At 47.0% G+C, this 17,222-nt stretch carries 17 protein-coding genes and 1 tRNA gene; 13 read left to right on the top strand and 5 right to left on the bottom strand.

What is annotated here, in order from left to right; all coding sequences use genetic code 11:
- Positions 1–45 precede the first annotated feature (45 nt).
- Positions 46–1,848, bottom strand: coding sequence for a response regulator (locus RBH92_RS04035; protein WP_307933369.1), 1,803 nt, complete (start codon positions 1,846–1,848; stop codon positions 46–48).
- Positions 1,849–2,054: 206 nt separating this feature from the next.
- Here RBH92_RS04035 and RBH92_RS04030 point away from each other — a divergent pair.
- From RBH92_RS04030 to RBH92_RS03970, 13 genes are all read left to right on the top strand, one after another.
- Positions 2,055–2,145: transfer RNA gene (locus RBH92_RS04030), tRNA-Ser, on the top strand.
- A gap of 165 nt (positions 2,146–2,310) precedes the next feature.
- A complete protein-coding gene (locus RBH92_RS04025; protein WP_307933368.1) occupies positions 2,311–3,543 on the top strand; it encodes a tyrosine-type recombinase/integrase in 1,233 nt (410 codons plus the stop codon).
- Positions 3,544–4,142: 599 nt separating this feature from the next.
- A complete protein-coding gene (locus RBH92_RS04020) occupies positions 4,143–4,400 on the top strand; it encodes a helix-turn-helix domain-containing protein (RefSeq protein WP_307933367.1) in 258 nt (85 codons plus the stop codon).
- A 474-nt stretch (positions 4,401–4,874) separates the two neighbouring features.
- The gene (locus RBH92_RS04015) at positions 4,875–5,618 is read left to right on the top strand and encodes a hypothetical protein (RefSeq protein ID WP_307933366.1); all 744 of its coding nucleotides are present in this window, start codon (positions 4,875–4,877) and stop codon (positions 5,616–5,618) included.
- 78 nt (positions 5,619–5,696) lie between these two features.
- Entirely contained in the window at positions 5,697–5,972 is a 276-nt protein-coding gene (locus RBH92_RS04010; RefSeq protein ID WP_307933365.1) for a helix-turn-helix transcriptional regulator, read from the top strand.
- Entirely contained in the window at positions 5,969–6,223 is a 255-nt protein-coding gene (locus RBH92_RS04005) for a hypothetical protein (protein ID WP_307933364.1), read from the top strand. The genes RBH92_RS04010 and RBH92_RS04005 overlap by 4 nt, the downstream gene beginning before the upstream one ends.
- A 479-nt stretch (positions 6,224–6,702) precedes the next feature.
- Positions 6,703–7,251, top strand: coding sequence for a hypothetical protein (locus tag RBH92_RS04000; RefSeq protein WP_307933363.1), 549 nt, complete (start codon positions 6,703–6,705; stop codon positions 7,249–7,251).
- Positions 7,229–10,060 (top strand): DUF927 domain-containing protein, encoded by a 2,832-nt coding sequence (locus tag RBH92_RS03995; protein ID WP_307933362.1) that lies wholly within the window; start codon positions 7,229–7,231, stop codon positions 10,058–10,060. The genes RBH92_RS04000 and RBH92_RS03995 overlap by 23 nt, the downstream gene beginning before the upstream one ends.
- Entirely contained in the window at positions 10,053–10,703 is a 651-nt protein-coding gene (locus RBH92_RS03990; RefSeq protein WP_307933361.1) for a hypothetical protein, read from the top strand. Before RBH92_RS03995 ends, RBH92_RS03990 begins: the two co-directional genes overlap by 8 nt.
- Before the next feature lie 167 nt (positions 10,704–10,870).
- Entirely contained in the window at positions 10,871–11,140 is a 270-nt protein-coding gene (locus RBH92_RS03985; protein WP_307933360.1) for a hypothetical protein, read from the top strand.
- A gap of 430 nt (positions 11,141–11,570) precedes the next feature.
- Positions 11,571–12,644, top strand: a complete 1,074-nt coding sequence (locus RBH92_RS03980; protein ID WP_307933359.1) for a type II toxin-antitoxin system RnlA family toxin — start codon at positions 11,571–11,573, stop codon at positions 12,642–12,644.
- A 2-nt stretch (positions 12,645–12,646) separates the two neighbouring features.
- A complete protein-coding gene (locus tag RBH92_RS03975; RefSeq protein WP_307933358.1) occupies positions 12,647–12,985 on the top strand; it encodes a type II toxin-antitoxin system RnlB family antitoxin in 339 nt (112 codons plus the stop codon).
- A gap of 173 nt (positions 12,986–13,158) precedes the next feature.
- Positions 13,159–13,296 carry a hypothetical protein gene (locus RBH92_RS03970; protein ID WP_307933357.1) on the top strand — a complete coding sequence of 46 codons (138 nt, stop codon included), beginning with the start codon at positions 13,159–13,161 and terminating at the stop codon, positions 13,294–13,296.
- Positions 13,297–13,771: 475 nt separating this feature from the next.
- Here the strand turns inward: RBH92_RS03970 and RBH92_RS03965 are convergent, their stop codons facing one another.
- The 4 genes from RBH92_RS03965 to gluQRS form a co-directional block, all read right to left on the bottom strand.
- Positions 13,772–14,224, bottom strand: a complete 453-nt coding sequence (locus RBH92_RS03965; RefSeq protein WP_307933356.1) for a PAS domain-containing protein — start codon at positions 14,222–14,224, stop codon at positions 13,772–13,774.
- 54 nt (positions 14,225–14,278) lie between these two features.
- A complete protein-coding gene (locus tag RBH92_RS03960; RefSeq protein WP_307933355.1) occupies positions 14,279–14,758 on the bottom strand; it encodes an SRPBCC family protein in 480 nt (159 codons plus the stop codon).
- Between the two features lie 22 nt (positions 14,759–14,780).
- A complete protein-coding gene (locus RBH92_RS03955) occupies positions 14,781–15,950 on the bottom strand; it encodes an NAD(P)/FAD-dependent oxidoreductase (RefSeq protein ID WP_307933354.1) in 1,170 nt (389 codons plus the stop codon).
- A 254-nt stretch (positions 15,951–16,204) separates the two neighbouring features.
- Positions 16,205–17,089 (bottom strand): tRNA glutamyl-Q(34) synthetase GluQRS, encoded by an 885-nt coding sequence (gene gluQRS / locus RBH92_RS03950; protein WP_307933353.1) that lies wholly within the window; start codon positions 17,087–17,089, stop codon positions 16,205–16,207.
- Between the last annotated feature and the right edge of the window lie 133 nt (positions 17,090–17,222).

Genomic DNA, 17,222 nt, shown 5'->3' with positions numbered 1-17,222 from the left:
GATATTTCCGGTTACGATTAATTGCTGCCATGGCAACTTTTCCGGTCAGGACAAATGAACCGGAGCATATTGCTGCAGTACTTTCTCCAATTGTTCATAACTGAAAGGCTTGCTGAGGTGCGCATTCATTCCCGCGTCAAAACACTCGTTCCTGATATGTTCAAAGGCATGCGCTGTCAACGCCACGATGGGAATCGGCGGCTTGTTTTGTTGCTGCTCCAAGCTGCGTATCCGCCGCGTTGCTTCAAACCCGTCCATTACCGGCATGTTGCAATCCATCAAAATCAAATTGAACGGCTGGGTCTGATAAGCGTGAATCGCTTCCGCACCGTCGGCGGTCATCACCACTTCACATTGCATCCGCTCCAGCATCGCTTTACTAATCATCTGATTGACCGGATTGTCTTCCACTACCAATACCCGCGGACGGTATTCGCCGGCAGCCTTGAATTCGATTCCGCCCGGATCGTTCTCCCCCGCCGCGGCAACTTCAGCGGCCGCAACTTGCAATGGAATCCGCGCGCAAAATTGCGACCCCTTGCCAATCTCGCTCATTAATGAAATTTCCCCGCCCATTAATGTCAGCAAATTACGCGTAATCGCCAGCCCCAATCCGGCTCCATGGATATGCCGGGTAGTTTCGCCAACCTGGGTGAATTCCTCGAACAAGCGCGTTTGGTTCTCGGCGGAAATACCGGTCCCGGTATCCGTTACCGTCATTTCCAATTCCACGCGATCTTTCCCGGGCACCGGCTGGCATTGCACCGACAGCTTTACTTCCCCCTGTTGCGTGAATTTAAACGCATTTCCGAGCAAATTAAATAAAATTTGTTTAATCCGGTCCGGATCACCGATCAACCGGCACTGACTTGTACCATCGCGAATCACAACAAAATTCAGCGACGTTTCCTTGGTTTTCTGTTGAAACAACAATTCGACATCGGTGAGCAGAAGATCCAGATCAAATGGACGATTAGCGATCGTCAGCTTGTGCGCTTCGATTTTCGCAAAATCCAAAATATCGTCGATAACGCGTAACAACGTCCGCCCGGAATCGCGAATAACATTCAAGTATTTTTTTTGCTCAGGGTTTAAAGCGGTCATTGCCATTAATTCAGTCATTCCCAGAACACCGTTCATCGGCGTCCGGATCTCATGACTCATTGCTGCCAAAAAGACCGATTTGGCTTTATTGGCATTTTCCGCTTGCAAGCGCGCCTGCTCCAGATCGTCCGCCTGTTGTTGCAATAAAACCGCCTGCTCCCTCGCAATCCAATAATTCTGATGCTGCAACTTACCGTTGTGAATCAAAAAAATAAAATAAGCCAAGCCGATCGTCATCAATACCCACCGGCCTTCATCGGGAATAAACATGGCCAGGCCGGCAAGGCTCGGCAAATAAATCAACACGGCAAAAACCAGCATCAGACGAATCCGGGGTGAAATAGCCGCAATACCGCCTGCGACAAACCCTACGGTAGCAATGACCGCCAGCGCCGCACCGGTGTCGATTGTCTGAATGGAAGAGAAAATCCAAACCAGCAAACTGCCCCAGGTTAAAGCCGTTGCCACGTAAATTGCAGCAATCGCGAATTCCAGCAATACTTGCTTTTCATGGCTGAATTTTGCTGAAAACCGGTGAATCAACAGCCGTAAAATTGCCAATACGGTAAAAAAAACATCAAAACCCCAAATGTAGGGCTGGGCGGTTAGTTCCGGAGACATCAAGAGCGAAGCACTGCAACACAGCACATAAAACAAACCGCCCAATCGCATCCGCTGCACCATATCTTGGTTGGTGCTCATTCGTACCGCTGCAAGGCGCGCCACCTCGGGATCCGACCACATACCATTTCCTTTTGGAATAAGTTCTTATTCCATGAAATTGTATCTGAAGAACCGGCGTAACCGGTAAAAGGCTGAAAACCAGCAGCACATCGGATCGAACGATTCATTCTGCAACTTCTTGGCCGAAACGCTGCAGAAATAAATTACGCTTGAAGCAACTAGCCAAAATCAGCGCTAAAAGGTATGATGCGCAACTGATGAAACAAGGAGGTGTGGCCGAGCTGGTTTAAGGCAGCAGTCTTGAAAACTGCCGTAGGGGTGACTCTACCGTGAGTTCGAATCTCACCGCCTCCGCCATTTACAAATCCGCACACCTCCGCAACAGTCCAGAAAACCCTTGAAAATAGCTTATATAAAAGCATTTCCTTTCCGTAGCAATCCGAAATAATCCGCTAGAATCCAGTCAAAAAATGTGGTAAAAAGAGTGGTAACAATTTTTACCACATAAAGAGTTACCACACTATGGCCAAAATGGAATTGCTGACTGATTTGGCTTGCAAGAATGCCGCTACTGAAGGCGTCAAAATTCGCAAGCTTCATGATGGCCGTGGGCTGTATCTTTGGGTCTATGAAGATGGCCGCAAATATTGGCGGTTACGCTATAAGATTCATGACAAAGAAAAAAGCATTTCACTAGGCGTCTATCCTGTTGTGGGATTAAAACAAGCAAGGCAGCTTGCACAGGCTGAGCGGGTGAAGCTGATAAGCAATATTGACCCTTCGATTGATCGGCAGATCAACAAACAAAAAGCGAAGGAAGCCGCAGCTAACAGCTTTGAAGCCATCGCCCGCGAATGGTACACAAAGCAAATGCATACATGGGTAATCAGTCATACAAAGGATGTGCTGAGACGGCTTGAACTCAATGTGTTTCCTTTTATCGGCATGTACCCTATCAGCGCAATTGAAGCCCCGCAATTGCTCAATATGATCCGCATCATTGAGCAGCGCGGCTCTTATGATCTAGCGCATAGGGTGCTGGGTGTATGCGGTCAAGTATTCCGCTATGGTATATCAACAGGTCGTTGTTCTCGTGATCCTTCCGGCGATCTACGCGGAGCACTTACACCGCATAAGAAGAAAAACCAAGCTGCTGTCAAACCGGAAGAGTTACCCGAATTGCTTCGAGCAATCGCCACCTATGAATGCATTGGTGACAGACAAACACAGCTTGCATTGAAGCTGCTGGCTTTAACCTTCGTTCGTACCAATGAACTTATTGGCGCATCATGGGAAGAAATCGACACGGATAACGCGCTATGGATTATTCCATCCACGCGCATGAAAATGAAAAATGAGCACGTGGTGCCACTTACAAGTCAGGCAATGAACATACTAGCCGAATTAAAAAACATCGCAGGTAATAGCCGTTACCTGTTGCCCGGAAGAAACCCGAATAAACCTATCAGCAACAATACATTGCTTTTTGCACTGTACCGCCTTGGATACAAGGGCAAGATGACCGGTCACGGTTTCCGGGCGGTTGCTTCAACAGCATTGAATGAATCAGGCCTATTCAGCCCCGATGCTATTGAACGGCAATTAGCGCATGGTGAAAGAAATGAAGTTAGAGGCGCATACAACCGGGCGGAATACTTGCCGGAACGGAAAAGGATGATGATGTGGTGGAGTAACCACATCGAGGCACTAGAAAAGGGAGCCGAAGTTATCCCGTTATTCAGTAAATCGGTTTGATCTTTTCAGTTTCTTTTTTTGCGTTTTTATCCTACCCCCTTCAAAACTTGTCGGAATTGTCGGAATTGTCGGAACAAAGCTCAAAGAACCTCATGAATAAATGCTTTCAGCGTTCCGACATTTTTATAAAACGTTCCGACAAACCCGGATTTGTTCCGACATTTTGGGTTAATTCCGGGGTTTTTATGCTTCGATAACCGCTCTTTTCAGACTACACAAGCCGATTAAATGCAAAAATCCCGCGCGGAATTATCCTGTTGTCCACCTCACACCTGGCAAATAACCATATCGTTGTCATTGTTATGCACACGTACTATTTATTATGCGTAATCGCACACGAATAATTATTCAATGTGTATGCGAAAACGCATAAAATCCAGCGTAACTAATTGTAATAATTGGATTTCCCACTTTAACCGCACTATAAAAACCGACTGCGTATAACGTACGTTATGTTAAATTCACTAATTTAACGATTATCCACTTTTTATTAAAATTAGTTTACTTTATTAATATAATTTCCCACTTTCTATTAAAGTTGCTTTACACCTATAGTTCTGCTACCCTTGAAACTCTCATGCGCGCGCGAAGGAATTGATATGACACCGCAAGATTTCAAAAAAGGTTTGGATAAATTAGGCTGGAAACAGAGTGATTTTGCATCGGGTACAGGCGTTTCCCGTGTCAGCGTTTGCCATTGGGCGAACGGTTCCGCGCCCTTGCCAGTATGGGCACAGCGGCACCTTCAGCTATTGCTAACACTCCATGATTTAACCGCCACCCTACTCGAGCCGCCCACGAAAAAAGCCAAAATGGCGCGGCGCGAAGCTGTCGATTCTGTTGATAAGAATCTTTAGATATTATGGCTTGCAGGATGCCTACCCATCACAAAGCCTGATCAATTTTGCAAACTTGGTACAGAAAGAATTGACACGAAACGAAGAGCAGGCAGCCAAAAAGACGCGCCTATACTTGGATAGAATCATCGATTCAATAAAGTGATCACTGTGCACCGTTGATGCTCAGAATGGATTCATATCATCACTTGAAATCATTTATTGAAGTCATTCTGTATTTCTTAACATTTAAATTTACCCGCAAAGTTACCCGTTTTTTGAAAAGTACCCCCCTGTTTTTCATGTCGATTGCCTAATATTTGGGCAGTAAATTTCATGCTTCAACCGTCAAGAATTCAAGAAAATTTTTTGACTCAGAAAATTGAATTGTTCTGTAAAATATTTTTGATCACCCCATAGCCCGGCCAGGCGAAAACGGTTTCCTTCAACCGCTTGGGGTGTTTATCTCGAAGGGCAGCGCTTTGAAGGGAGTGCATGTTGAACGAAGATTTATCCGCAAGCTTTGCCGATCTGCTTGATACTGATTATCAAGATCATGTCATTACTGCAATGAAAGGGTGGTGTGACAATTACCGGTACACCAGCGGTGAAGCGTATGCCAATCTAGTAGAAACACAAATTTCAAAGCCGCTCAAATTGTGGATCAATGAAACGCTGAAAGCGGATAACTATCCTGATATTGAAGCTGCTAATACATTCGCAATTAAAGCTGACAATATTATCTACATACTGCGATATAAAACCAAACCACTTTATCCAGAGTATGTGTCCTTGCTTAATGATGCATGGTCAGAGTTCCAGCGTTCAACTGTCTATAGCTTGTATATAAAGGCTCGCGTATTAAGTAAAATTATTGACAACCAACCCGATTTGCAAGCTGCTGTTGCTGAAAAACTGCGACAACTGGAAGATGAGAAGTTCCAAGAAATTGAAGCCAGAAAACAAGCTAATTTAGAGAAGTGGCGAGATGCTGGCCCAGAAGCAGCAAGGAAGTATCACGCTGAAGACGTGGGAATCTGGGTTAAAGCAGCAAAAAAAATCTTAAAGCGTGATATGGCAAAGATTAAATCATGTCGGTTGCTGGCAAGGAAAATTATGAAAGAAACTGGGTATGCTTCTGCGGCATTCGATACGATACGAAAAGAAGAAAAAATCATAAAACTGTATAAAAAACATAATGCTAAAATAATTCTGGGTAAACAGGAACCCAGGCTCTGACATTACCCAATTTAAAAAAATAAACTACTCCGTGCATTTGGTAGCTGTGCATACACATTCACATGGAGATGTTTATTTATGGTTCAAACATTATCAACCCAGCAACACCAATTAACCCATGAAACCGGAAAATTGCCCGCAATACCGGCAACAGAAAGATTATTACCACTTCCGGAAGTTGAATCACGATCTGGATTCAAATCCAGTTTCATCTATCAGTTAATCAAAGAAAATAAGTTCCCCGCACCGGTGAAGATCGGCAATTCTAGCCGGTGGCGTGAATCTGAAGTACAGCAATGGATTCACGATCAAATCAACGGTGCATCCGGCAAGCATCCCGGGGGGGCGGCATGAGCAATCAGCTAACCCCTACCGACCTGATGCTACAAGCACGGGACACAGCGGAAACATACCTCAATCAGTCTATCCGCATTATTGATTCTAAATTCGGTGAAGGCTACGCCAAAGCACACCCCGAATTGATCGCTGGTTTTATGAAAACCGCAGCATCAGATTTTCATACCATGATTCTGAATCAGAAACTAGATGATCTGATTGCGGAAGTTCGTGATTCACTCATGCTGAGCCGGGGTAATCATGGTTAATCAAATTATCCCGGCATCGGGAAATATAGCATTGCCGTGCAATTGCGGATTGCCGCCACTTCCACCCGGTCAGATTCATGACCTGTTGCAAGAGTGGATTGCGGATCATCCATATCACACGCGGAAAGAACACATTCTTGCGTATGACCTTTTCAAGTGGTTAGAGCGGCGATCAATAGGGGGCATTCAAGATGAATGATTTTCTATTGACTTTACCGTTCTGCTGGGTTTATGCTCGCTGTGCCATTGCAAAATCAATGGACGGGTTTGACAGCCTGTTACTTGAGCGGATACCGCCGCTGAGCGGTTTTTTTGTATCCGTTATTTATTTACCCCTTTGTTTCTATGGGTGGGTATTTTGGGGAGCCGAAAGGCTCGCCGGTCTCAAGTCCGGTCTGTCAACCCGATTTATCCGCCCGCCCCGTGTTCCGCACGGGTGGCGGTTTTCTCGAAACCGTTCAGACAAAGGAGCATGAATCATGAGTAAGTCAAAAAAAACCATCAATCAAACCCCATCAATCAGTAATTCAGAAATCCTGAAGGAACTCCGAAAAGCGCGTAATTGTGTCTCAGATATAAGTTGCGCACTGGAATTTATAGACTGTGGCGACCTTGTTGATCTTGATGGGTGCAACATGTCCATCAGCAGGGAACAAATGGAAGGGCTATTTAATTTGCTTGATGGCGCTGTTGATAACCTTGAGCAAATCCAGCAAACAGTAAGGCAATACGGAACACTTAAAGAAACCACGAAAGCTATTTGTGATTCCATCGAAAAAGCCGTGAGGATTATTCTTCTTGCCGAAAAAATAGAAAGGGTGCGTCTTGCTGAGTACGAAGAAGAAAACGGCAAAAAGGATCTTCATTATCAAGTAAGTTTGGTTAAGGTATGGACTGCTGGTTTTTTGGTGTCGCTAAGATTAGCAAAGGAGTATATAGCCAATCTTTTTTATTCGATTGAAGAGTTGTGCGAAGCGATCCCTGCACCTTCTGAAGGGGGTGGTAATGCCCACGATTCCCTACATTAAACGGGTGGCAACCGCTGGGCTGGGTAGCATTGATTCCGTTCTGAATCGGTGGTTGCCCAATGGCAAGCGTGAAGGGCATGAATACCTGCCGCTGAATCCCCGGCGCTCTGATAATACGCCGGGATCGTTCAGTATTAATACAACGACAGGACAATGGGCTGACTTTGCCGATGATGCGAAAGGCGCTGATCTGGTTGCCCTGGTTGCCTATCTGGAAGATTTAAACCAAGGAGCCGCCGCCAAAAAGCTGGCTGCTTTTCTTGGAATCGAACCGGAAAAAAGCAGTCCGTCAAAACGCGCCACAAGCGATTCAAAGAAACCGGGCGATGCCAAAGCATTAACGAATTCAAAAGAAACAAAAGCCGCCCCGGTTCCGCCGGGCGGTGATATTGATGGCGATGGCTGGCAGTGCGTTATGCCGATTCCCGATAATGCGCCAAAGCCACCGGCTGCACATGCGAGACACGGGAAACCATCAAAGCGTTATCCATATCTTGCACAAGATGGCCGCATTAATTATTTTCATGATCGATATGACAAACCCAAGGGAGAGAAGAAACAATTTTCACCGCTGACACTTTGGCAAAAAGGCAATAAGTACGAATGGCGGTTCAAGGTTCCGCCAGGATTGCGCCCGCTGTACGGCTTGCCTGGATTGCTGCAATTCCCTGATGCCGCTTGCTGGTTTACCGAAGGCGAAAAGGCGGCCGAAGCCCTGCATAAACTGCTGCCTGATCATCCCGTCCTATGCTGGCAAGGTGGCAGCCAAGCGGTCGAGAAATCCGATTACGCCCCGCTTGCCGGGCGTGATTGCGTGATCTTCCCGGATTATGATTTGCCCGGAAAGAAAGCCGCCAATGATTTGATGAAGCGATTGGCCGCTGCGGGTGCACGTTCGGTTCGGGTGTTGGATGTCGACCGGTTGGAACGCGGAGCCGGTGAGCCATTGCAGCCGGGAGACGATGCCGCCGATTTGGTGGCGTGCGGCTGGGATGCTGCCCGGTTCGGTGATTTCATCAAGCGTGAGGATGCATTCCTGCCTGATGCCGGTAATGGTGAAACAAAGCCAGCCAGCAAACAGGAAGAGCCGCAGGCGGAAGCCGTGCAACGGGGATTTGAATTGTTCGATGACGGCCTGTACTTTCTGGAACCGACCAAAGACGGGCGGTTACGCCGCCGCAAGGTATGCGCCCGGCTTGAAGTGTTGGCATTGGCGCGCGATGTCGATTCGCGGGAATGGGGTACGCTGGTTCGTTTCGCTGATCCGGATAGCAAGGTTAAGCAATTAGTCATCCCTGCCCGCTCGTTCAATGGCGATGGTCTGGAAGCTTCAGGCCGATTGCTATCTGAAGGATTAACCATTGCCCCCAAAGCCCGGCAATTAGTCATTGAATACCTGCAAACACAAACACCAGAAAAACGCGCAAGAACTACGAACCGCACCGGCTGGCATGGTTCGGGCGATGGTTTGACGTTCGTATTGCCTGATACCTCAATTGGCCAATCCGATGAGGAATGGTTATTCAACGATAACCGCCCGGATTCAAATCCATTCAAACAGCGTGGCACGCTGAAGCAATGGCAAGAACACGTGGCGGGTTTGTGCGTGGGAAACAGTCGGTTAACGTTTGCGGTGTCGGTTGCGTTTGGCGCGCCGCTATTGCATCCGACCGAAATGGAATCCGGCGGCTTCCATCTTCGCGGCACGACTTCCAGCGGCAAGACTAGCGCTTTAACCGTAGCCGGTAGCGTGTGCGGTTCGCCTGAGTATTTGCAGCGGTGGCGGTCAACCGATAACGGACTGGAAAGCACCGCCCTGTCTCACTGTGATGCACTCTTGACCTTGGATGAATTGAAGATGATCGATGCCCGCATTGCCGGGGAATCGGCTTACATGCTGGCTAACGGTTCTGCCAAGGTGCGGGCAAACGTGAGCGGAGGCGCACGCAATACCGCTAAATGGCGGCTGCTGTTCTTATCCGCTGGTGAGTTGAGTCTAGCCCAGCATGTGGCTGAAGCTGGCAAGAAAACACCCGCCGGTGCTGAACTGCGCATGGCGGATATTCCCGCCGATGCCGGGCAAGGGTTGGGCTGCTTTGAGAATCTGCACGGCTTTGAGAACGGGCACGAATTCGCCAAAGCGTTGAATGCGGCCGTCAATAAATACTATGGTGCGGCCTTCCCTGCTTTCATTGAACAAGTGCTGAAACACCGGGAAACGTTGCGGGAATCGCTCTTCGATGCCCGGCAAAAGTTCGAGAAGGCAACGCTTACCAATGCCGCCAGTGGACAGGCGCAACGGGTAGCGGCAAGGTTCGCCCTTGCGGGTGCTGCTGGCGAACTGGCTACCGATTGGGGTATTACAGGCTGGCCACCGGGTGAAGCGATGCAAGCCGCTATTACATGCTTTAAAGCATGGCTGCAAGGTTTCGGCGGTGAAGGCGACAAGGAACAGCGTGCAATGCTTGAGCAAGTGCGCCACTTTCTTGAATTACACGGTGAATCACGATTCACGGATATTGAACGTACTGTGGTTGACGATAACCACACACCGCGCACGATGAATAAGGCGGGTTTCCGTGAAAAGAATCATGAGGGCAATCTTGAGTATTACTGCTATTTGGAAGTATTCAAGGCGGAAATATGCAAAGGGTTTGATCATCGGGCGGTTGCCCGGCTGTTGATCGACAAGGGGTATATGCGGGCTGGCGATGGCCGCAACCTTCAAGTAAAGAAAACCCTTCCGGGGGAAGGTTCAAAGCGTGTATTCCATGTACTGCCAGCCATTTGGAGCGAGCAAAATGATTGACTGGGACACGCTAATTACACCGGAAAGCAGCGAGCAAACCGCACAAAATACGGGTAATTGTCGGAACAAAGCCGGGTTTGTCGGAACGGAAATAGCAGATTGTCGGAACACTGAAAGCATTGATTCATGCGGATCTTCGAGCTTTGTTCCGACAATTCCGACAATTCCGACAAGTTTTGAAGGGGGTAGGAAAGAAAAAGAAAATCATGCACCCGGTGAAGGGGTGGCTTCAGATAATTTTCGCGCCACGGAAACCCACCCGATTAACCCGATAGCCGTTACCTTGTTATTAACCTGTTGTAATAAAGCAACAATCAACAAAGAAGAAACCTTAGAAGCAATTTGGAAACTTCAAACAATCCCGCAATGGGAACAAGTCAAATCATGGGCGATACTTTGCCATAATCACGGCATTGATCCGGTAAAGACAATCCGCCCCTACTACGAAGCTAGAACCACTGGCACAAGCTGCCACGGTTGCAAACACCTTGATATGAAACTGATCCCTACTGATGGCCGCTCGGTCTATCGTTTCACGTGCGCTAAACATCACGGCATGTTAGAACTTCACTTCATTGGTGAACGTGTGCTGATTGCGCCTGATTCATGCAGCGATTACCAAGCAAGAACAGCAAGCCACTGAAGCGATAAGCTACCCGAGAAACATAGCTATAGCCAAGGGGTGGGGGCGTGAAAATCTCTACAGCCTTCCGGCTTAGGTACCGCTCTCAGCCTACGTTCGCAAAAAATAGCAATTAAAGTAGGGGGGGGTGTTGGAGAAATGAATACTAATTTATATAAGGAGTTACGATGGGAAACTGTGTGAAATGTAAACAACCAATCGAAGAAAGCCAGGGCACGGGAAGGAAAAAAGCGTATTGCTCTGTTGCCTGTAGACGTTCGGCTGAATTGGAAATCAGACGGATCAACGAAAGAATAACAGGGTTAGAGAGAATCGCAGAAAGTTACCGGCTGAAAATCCCCATACTTGATCTTTACGGAAAGGAAGAAGATGTACTCGCCGAACTCAACAGACAGGAAAGTAGATTGAAGGAATTACTAGCCGGAATGGATGGCTGACTATCACCCCGGTTTGGGCCAATCAACTGCCTAAAAACCGAGAAGCGATGAAAAAAATGTGGTAAAAAACGTAGTAACTTTTCAAAAATCAAAAATAAATATGATTAACAACATTAACTTACAATACGAGTGTGAATGCCACCGCCCCAATAAAAACAAATTCCTATGCAGCATCGACCAACACGCACAAAGCGCTTGCAAAAGTAGACGAGAAGTTCCATTAGTCGAGGCTTCTTTACAGTAGGGCAAAACTGGTGGCGCAAGCACACTATAAGCAATCTATAACAGCGACCATTGTCTTTCTTGTTTAGTAAAGAAATATCAAAATCAGCTAGTTAGTAGTTAGTATTCAGCGGTTCTGCGATATGATGGAATCTGTGTTCTTGTGTTGCGTCTTATGGACAGTAAGAGCCTTTCGGGGTAAAGGAAGATGACTGACTACAAAGACCTGAATCTGAATCGCGAAACGCTGGATGCGAACATCCAGAATTTCTTGGAGTCGAACGGCTATACGCTGGACGGCGGGATTCAGTTGTTCGAAAAGCGTAAACGAGTTGTCTTTGGTGCCGCAGGCAATGAATTTGCCACTGTTGATCTGCACCTCAATGCGGCAGGCACAACCACCATTCAATGGAAAACGGGAAAGAATCAACCACTAGGCGAGCAACTTGCCGTTTACTTGAAAGCCACAATCAATCCCGCAGAATTTGAAAATGTAAATTACTCTCTCAAAGGGATAACCGATGATTCGTTTGATCCGATTCTGGATTTCCTTAACGAATCAGATGATATTGAAATCATTACTCTTCATGATGAAGCCATTTGCAAGCAGGTGACACTAAGAAGCATTGCTCACCAAGACAGTCTTACGCTTACCCACCATCGTTCTACAAGGGTTTTGCAGATACAGGGAAAGCCTCTTTCTTGCTATCGGCGCGTGATATTTATGCTCACCGGTCTTTTAGACTTAAAAGGTCTTGAGCAAGTTTTATATCGCAAAGATGACAGCAGCACGGAAATAGTTCGGAAAGAGATGGCCGAAGACTACCTCAAGGGATTTTTCCATCATAGCTATATTCATCTCCCCGAAGCAGTTAAAAAGCTTCTAATCTCTAGCTGCTGCGTCAAGCTCGCAGCTCCAAAACTACCTGACTATTGCTTATTGCTTTACCCTGATCTACGGTCGCTTGAAGGCGTCTTAAAACAGGAGATGGCCAGCTACAAGATGTCTGTGGAGGATGCTGACAATGGATTCGGCGACTTCTTCGACGTTAAGAGCGGTGTTTGCACGCTCAAGCCTGAACATGCGAAGACTGTCGGGAATGCGAAAATGGTAAATGCCTTCAATAGAGGCTATAGTTTTTTCAGAAAGCACCGTCATACAATTTCCCACATGGAAGAATTCCCCGATGGCAGCAGGATGATAGATACTTTAGATAAAGCCATTAGTTTGTCAAAAGATGCTTATGCAGCCATTGACGATCTCTATACAGCAAGAATGTAGAAATGATTAAGACATTACGCATCGTTGGTAAAATCGCTGTGGTTACTGCCACAGCCGATTTTCATCCTTTGCGCCAGCTAAAGCAACTAACCACAGAGCTCGTAAGCTTAGACTTCGAGGGTTTAGTATTGTTTGATTTGCTTGCGGTCAACGGACTGGCTCCGAATCGTTTTGTCTCCATGAAGTTCAGCAAAAGCGGATTTGAACGGGCATCGTTTGCAGTTGAAACCGAAGTGAGTTCAAGCATCCAAAACGAGCAAGATTTGATTGCCAAGAGCGATCAAACGTTTCTTCTCGGCAGCATCCTCTCATCAAGTGAATTGCAAAAGTTCAAACACTAGCCTCGCCGATTTCGTTTGCGCTGTTTACTTTACGCTTATATTCCAAGAGTGAGCGGTGTTTCTCTCAGAACTACGACGAATCCTTAGCGGACAAGCTCGAATAATCGACCTAGTCAATCTGACATTTTACATCTCAGTACCGCGACAACAGTACCAGCGAATATGTCCGCGAATTGATCCGTGCCGATGAAAAGCGCAAAGCTGAAGAACAACTTGAAGCCAAGTTACTGGAAGGATTAAGCAACCCAGAAAGTGAGTTGGCCTCTACGGACTGGAGTGAGATTCGCAAGGAAGCCTTAGGGAAGCGCTGATTAATTGACTGCACGAGCGAATTGCTTCGTTGCGCGGTACTCACTCCCTCGCCTATCAGATTGATATGTCCCGGTTGTTGCGTTCCGTGCGCCTCGCCCTTCATCACGTTCGCTGAATTAATCAGCGCTTCCTTAGCTAAGTTGGAAGCATGAAAGAAAAAACCTTGATGCCTAAAATCTATCAACGCGCGACAGCGAGGAACGACTTAGTAGAGCATCTCGTCTATCGTTCAAAAAGTATAAGCTTGGAAACAGTTGCACACTCTCCAGCATAGACGAAAGCCAGCCTCAACAATCCGGCTTAGCGCCAGAGATCGGAGCACACGTAACTTGTCACATCGATAATGGGAATTTCCTGAATCAGACAGACCGAGAGTTTTGCAAGATCGGAGAAAAATTTAGGATATCAGATGCATGTATGTCGAAGAATTATCACCGTGAGCAACAATCAACGTTTGCACATGCATCTGAAAATTTATTTCTTGAGTGCAGCCAGCTGTTCTTTGAGCGATTTGATTTCTTCTTCGGCACGAATCTGCGGTGTGATGTCGAACTGCACGCCGAGAAAATAAAGCAAGTTACCATGCGAATCGAAGAGCGGGGAAACCAGCAGGTGGTTATAAAACAGCTCGCCGTTTTTGCGGTAATTGCGCAACACCACTTCAACGGGTTTTCTATTTTTTATCGCGTCGCGCAGTTGTTGAACGCCCGCTTGATCGTGTTCGTTGCCTTGCAAGAAACGGCAGTTTTTACCGACCGTCTCTTCCAGTGTATAACCGGTGATTTGCTCAAATGCCTTGTTAACATACACCAAGGGTAAATCTTCTTGGTCCGGATCGGCCAATGTCACCCCGTTTACACACGAATCAAGAATCTTGGACAATACTTGCGGAATTAATCCAGGGTCTTTTTCAACAATAAAATCCATGATTTTTCTCCAGGTTAACCAACAATTCGCTTACGAAGACACTACCATGACTAGTTAATTGGAATTAGTCTGATCGGCTTCGATTAATTTTTTAATATTCTTGACGGTTCTTTCGGTGCCATCTTGAATCGCAATGCGCACCAGCTTCTCGAAAGGTCTTACATGCAAGTCCAGACTGAGTAACTCAAAAACAAATGTAATGCGGCTATCCAACGAATTGACCGGCTCAATCAAATAATCGCACCGGTAGGGATTGGAAACTCCCTCAAAACAGATGCGCGATCCGTTATCAAATACTTTGACTTTAAATGTCGATTCCGAGCGGTTACCCTGATCTATCCGTACTTGACGGCATACCGTTCCCAATTTAACAGGGCCATCGGTGATTTTTTCCAGTTCTTTAACTTCCGGCGACCACCGGGGATAGTTGGTGAGCAAATTATTTCCAATAAAATCGAAAAGCTTATCGGGCGGACTCTGAACGATTGTACTGGCTTTGCCAACTACCGGATTATCTTTGAACAAACCAAGCATATAATATCTCCCGCAGGATGTTCTAAACTACGTAAGTATCAACTCCTGCCAATAATAAGTCATATTGCGCTTCTACCAGCTCTTTGATGGTTAAGGCAGGGATGCCGGTGATGATGTTGCCTTCCGCAACCAACCACCCGACCGCATCCGCAGCCCCCAGACTCACAACATACCCTATCTCATGGTGTAGATACGGTTCAAGTAATCCAGGGAAGCCGGCATGCCGCAGAATGTTACGCGCCACTAGTTTACCTTTGCGAACCGCTGATTGCGCCGTCAGGGTATTTGATCCTGGCGATTGAAAATGCGAACAGTCCCCGGCTATAAAAATATTGTGCAACAGCTTCTGGTCAACAAGAATCTGTCCGAACGCATTGGCAGAAAGCGTATTCCGTTGCTTCTTGCCCAAAAACAAAATTGCTAAATCGGATGATAGCACTATTTGCGTTTTCGTTTCCTTGTCGGTCAATAAAATTTGATTCGCTTGCTGTTCGCAAAAATAAGTGTTCGGATAGAAGGCGATACCCATGTCATCCATACGCGACTCGACGTAAGCCCCAAAACCGCGAGGAAATTGTTCCAGCACGTGCTGTCCCGAATGAATCAAGGTTAGCTTGGCTTTACTGTTGACACGAAGCAGGTATTGCCGGATCTCAAAAAGAAACTGGACGCCGGTTGCGCCGCCGCCAACGACAGTAACCGATGGCGCCGTCTGATCGTAGCCATTCAACCTAGTCGACAACAAATCGGCGCCGCTGGCTCTCATAAAATCATCCAAAGTCAGTATATTGGAATCCTGCCCGGAATCGGCAGCGTTGCTCTCACAACCCGCAGCGATGACCAGATAATCAAAATCGACTATCTCACCGTTGATCACCAGTTGCTTTGTATCCTGATAGCTTTGCAAGGCTTCCGGATCAATCGGTAAGGAGGCTTGAATATGCCGGCAACCGTAACGGTTTTCAATTGTTTCAAAAGGTACCAGCAGATCCGATAGCGGGTATCTGAACGTTTCGTGTAAATGCGTTATTTTGATGTGATGCGATCGCGGATCGATGATTGTAATTCCGGTATCCGGAGCAAATTGCAAGAGATTCGTTAATGCCGCCAGTCCGGCATAACCGCCTCCGGCGATTACCACCTTTAATTGCTTATGTCTTGCGATATTAAAAGGCAAAAAAGCCACAGTCATTCCTCATTCAACGCGCTGAAAGTCGATTCCAGCGAGCAGACTAGCACAAATCTCAAACCAGCGGCTTAGGGAAGCGCTGATTAATTCAACGAACGTGATGAAGGGCAAGGCGCACGGAACGCAACAACTGAGACATATCAATCTGATAGGCGAGGGAGTGAGTACCGCGCAACGAAGCAATTCGCTCGTGCAGTCAATTAATCAGCGCTTTCTTAGAATCCAAAAAAGTGTTTAGGGTGCATTCACACCGTTGATTAGCCCGGAACGAGCGCCGCTTGCCAGTTCCGTTTGGCCCATTGCCAAAATGAGGAAACATCTCCTTGCAACAGCTCTGCTGGCGGCCGTTGCCCCAAACAATGCAACGCTTTGACTAATAGCGATAAGGCATCTTTGACATCAATCGGTATCGCGTTGGTTTGCTTGCTGAGCTTCTCACCTTGCAGATTCGTTACTACCGGCAAATGCATGTATTCAGGCGTTGGATAGTCCAGCGCTTGCTGCAGGAAAATTTGGCGCGGCGTTGAATCAAGAAGATCCGCGCCACGCACGACATGGGTAATATGCTGCATCGCGTCGTCCACCACCGCGGCTAATTGATAAGCAAATATTCCGTCCGCCCGGCGCAAGACAAAGTCACCAATATCACGGCTCAATATTTGCGAATACTTCCCTTTGATTCGATCCTGAAACAAAATGATTTCATCGTTTACTCGAATCCGTATCGCATAGGATTTTTTTCCCTGCGGCGGATGGTTCCGGCATGTTCCCGGATAAACAGGACCGTTGACTCCGCGGATGCTGGAATCCGCAATTTCCTTTCTTGAACAGGTGCAAGGATAAACAAGACTGCATTGTTCCAGGACATTCATCGCATTCAAATAAGCCTCGGCGCGCTGACTCTGATAAACCACTTCCTCATCCCATTCGAAACCAAAGCCTTCCAGCGCCGTCAGAATTTCGCTGACGGCTCCCGGCACCGTCCGCTGCCAATCGACGTCTTCGATTCTGACCAGCCATTTACCATTCTGGGATTTTGCATCAAGATAACTGCCTACCGCCGCAACCAGAGAACCGAAATGCAATGGCCCGGTTGGTGACGGCGCAAATCGCCCACGATAGGATTGACCGGCTAATCGCATATTTTCACAAGCACATTACATAAAAATAAAACCATAACATTTTCCGGCAAAATGATTCGATCGATGCATCACAATACTCTTCACAGATTCTCTAATCGTCAGGTAGATAAACTATAATTCCGGACAATTAACA

It is taken from the genome of Nitrosomonas sp. sh817, assembly GCF_030908545.1.
GTDB lineage: Bacteria > Pseudomonadota > Gammaproteobacteria > Burkholderiales > Nitrosomonadaceae > Nitrosomonas.
This window is presented reverse-complemented; position numbering and strand designations above follow the sequence as displayed.

What these genes read in the sequence shown, in the direction of transcription:
- RBH92_RS04005 (WP_307933364.1), top strand. Translation starts at nt 5,969, where the DNA reads ATGAGCAATCAGCTAACCCCTACCGACCTGATGCTACAAGCACGGGAC.
- RBH92_RS03990 (WP_307933361.1), top strand. Translation starts at nt 10,053, where the DNA reads ATGATTGACTGGGACACGCTAATTACACCGGAAAGCAGCGAGCAAACC.
- RBH92_RS04025 (WP_307933368.1), top strand. Translation starts at nt 2,311, where the DNA reads ATGGCCAAAATGGAATTGCTGACTGATTTGGCTTGCAAGAATGCCGCT.
- RBH92_RS03980 (WP_307933359.1), top strand. Translation starts at nt 11,571, where the DNA reads ATGACTGACTACAAAGACCTGAATCTGAATCGCGAAACGCTGGATGCG.
- RBH92_RS04010 (WP_307933365.1), top strand. Translation starts at nt 5,697, where the DNA reads ATGGTTCAAACATTATCAACCCAGCAACACCAATTAACCCATGAAACC.
- RBH92_RS04015 (WP_307933366.1), top strand. Translation starts at nt 4,875, where the DNA reads ATGTTGAACGAAGATTTATCCGCAAGCTTTGCCGATCTGCTTGATACT.
- RBH92_RS04035 (WP_307933369.1), bottom strand. Translation starts at nt 1,848, where the DNA reads ATGTGGTCGGATCCCGAGGTGGCGCGCCTTGCAGCGGTACGAATGAGC.
- RBH92_RS03965 (WP_307933356.1), bottom strand. Translation starts at nt 14,224, where the DNA reads ATGGATTTTATTGTTGAAAAAGACCCTGGATTAATTCCGCAAGTATTG.
- RBH92_RS03960 (WP_307933355.1), bottom strand. Translation starts at nt 14,758, where the DNA reads ATGCTTGGTTTGTTCAAAGATAATCCGGTAGTTGGCAAAGCCAGTACA.
- RBH92_RS03955 (WP_307933354.1), bottom strand. Translation starts at nt 15,950, where the DNA reads ATGACTGTGGCTTTTTTGCCTTTTAATATCGCAAGACATAAGCAATTA.
- RBH92_RS04020 (WP_307933367.1), top strand. Translation starts at nt 4,143, where the DNA reads ATGACACCGCAAGATTTCAAAAAAGGTTTGGATAAATTAGGCTGGAAA.
- RBH92_RS04000 (WP_307933363.1), top strand. Translation starts at nt 6,703, where the DNA reads ATGAGTAAGTCAAAAAAAACCATCAATCAAACCCCATCAATCAGTAAT.
- gluQRS (WP_307933353.1), bottom strand. Translation starts at nt 17,089, where the DNA reads ATGCGATTAGCCGGTCAATCCTATCGTGGGCGATTTGCGCCGTCACCA.
- RBH92_RS03975 (WP_307933358.1), top strand. Translation starts at nt 12,647, where the DNA reads ATGATTAAGACATTACGCATCGTTGGTAAAATCGCTGTGGTTACTGCC.
- RBH92_RS03985 (WP_307933360.1), top strand. Translation starts at nt 10,871, where the DNA reads ATGGGAAACTGTGTGAAATGTAAACAACCAATCGAAGAAAGCCAGGGC.
- RBH92_RS03995 (WP_307933362.1), top strand. Translation starts at nt 7,229, where the DNA reads ATGCCCACGATTCCCTACATTAAACGGGTGGCAACCGCTGGGCTGGGT.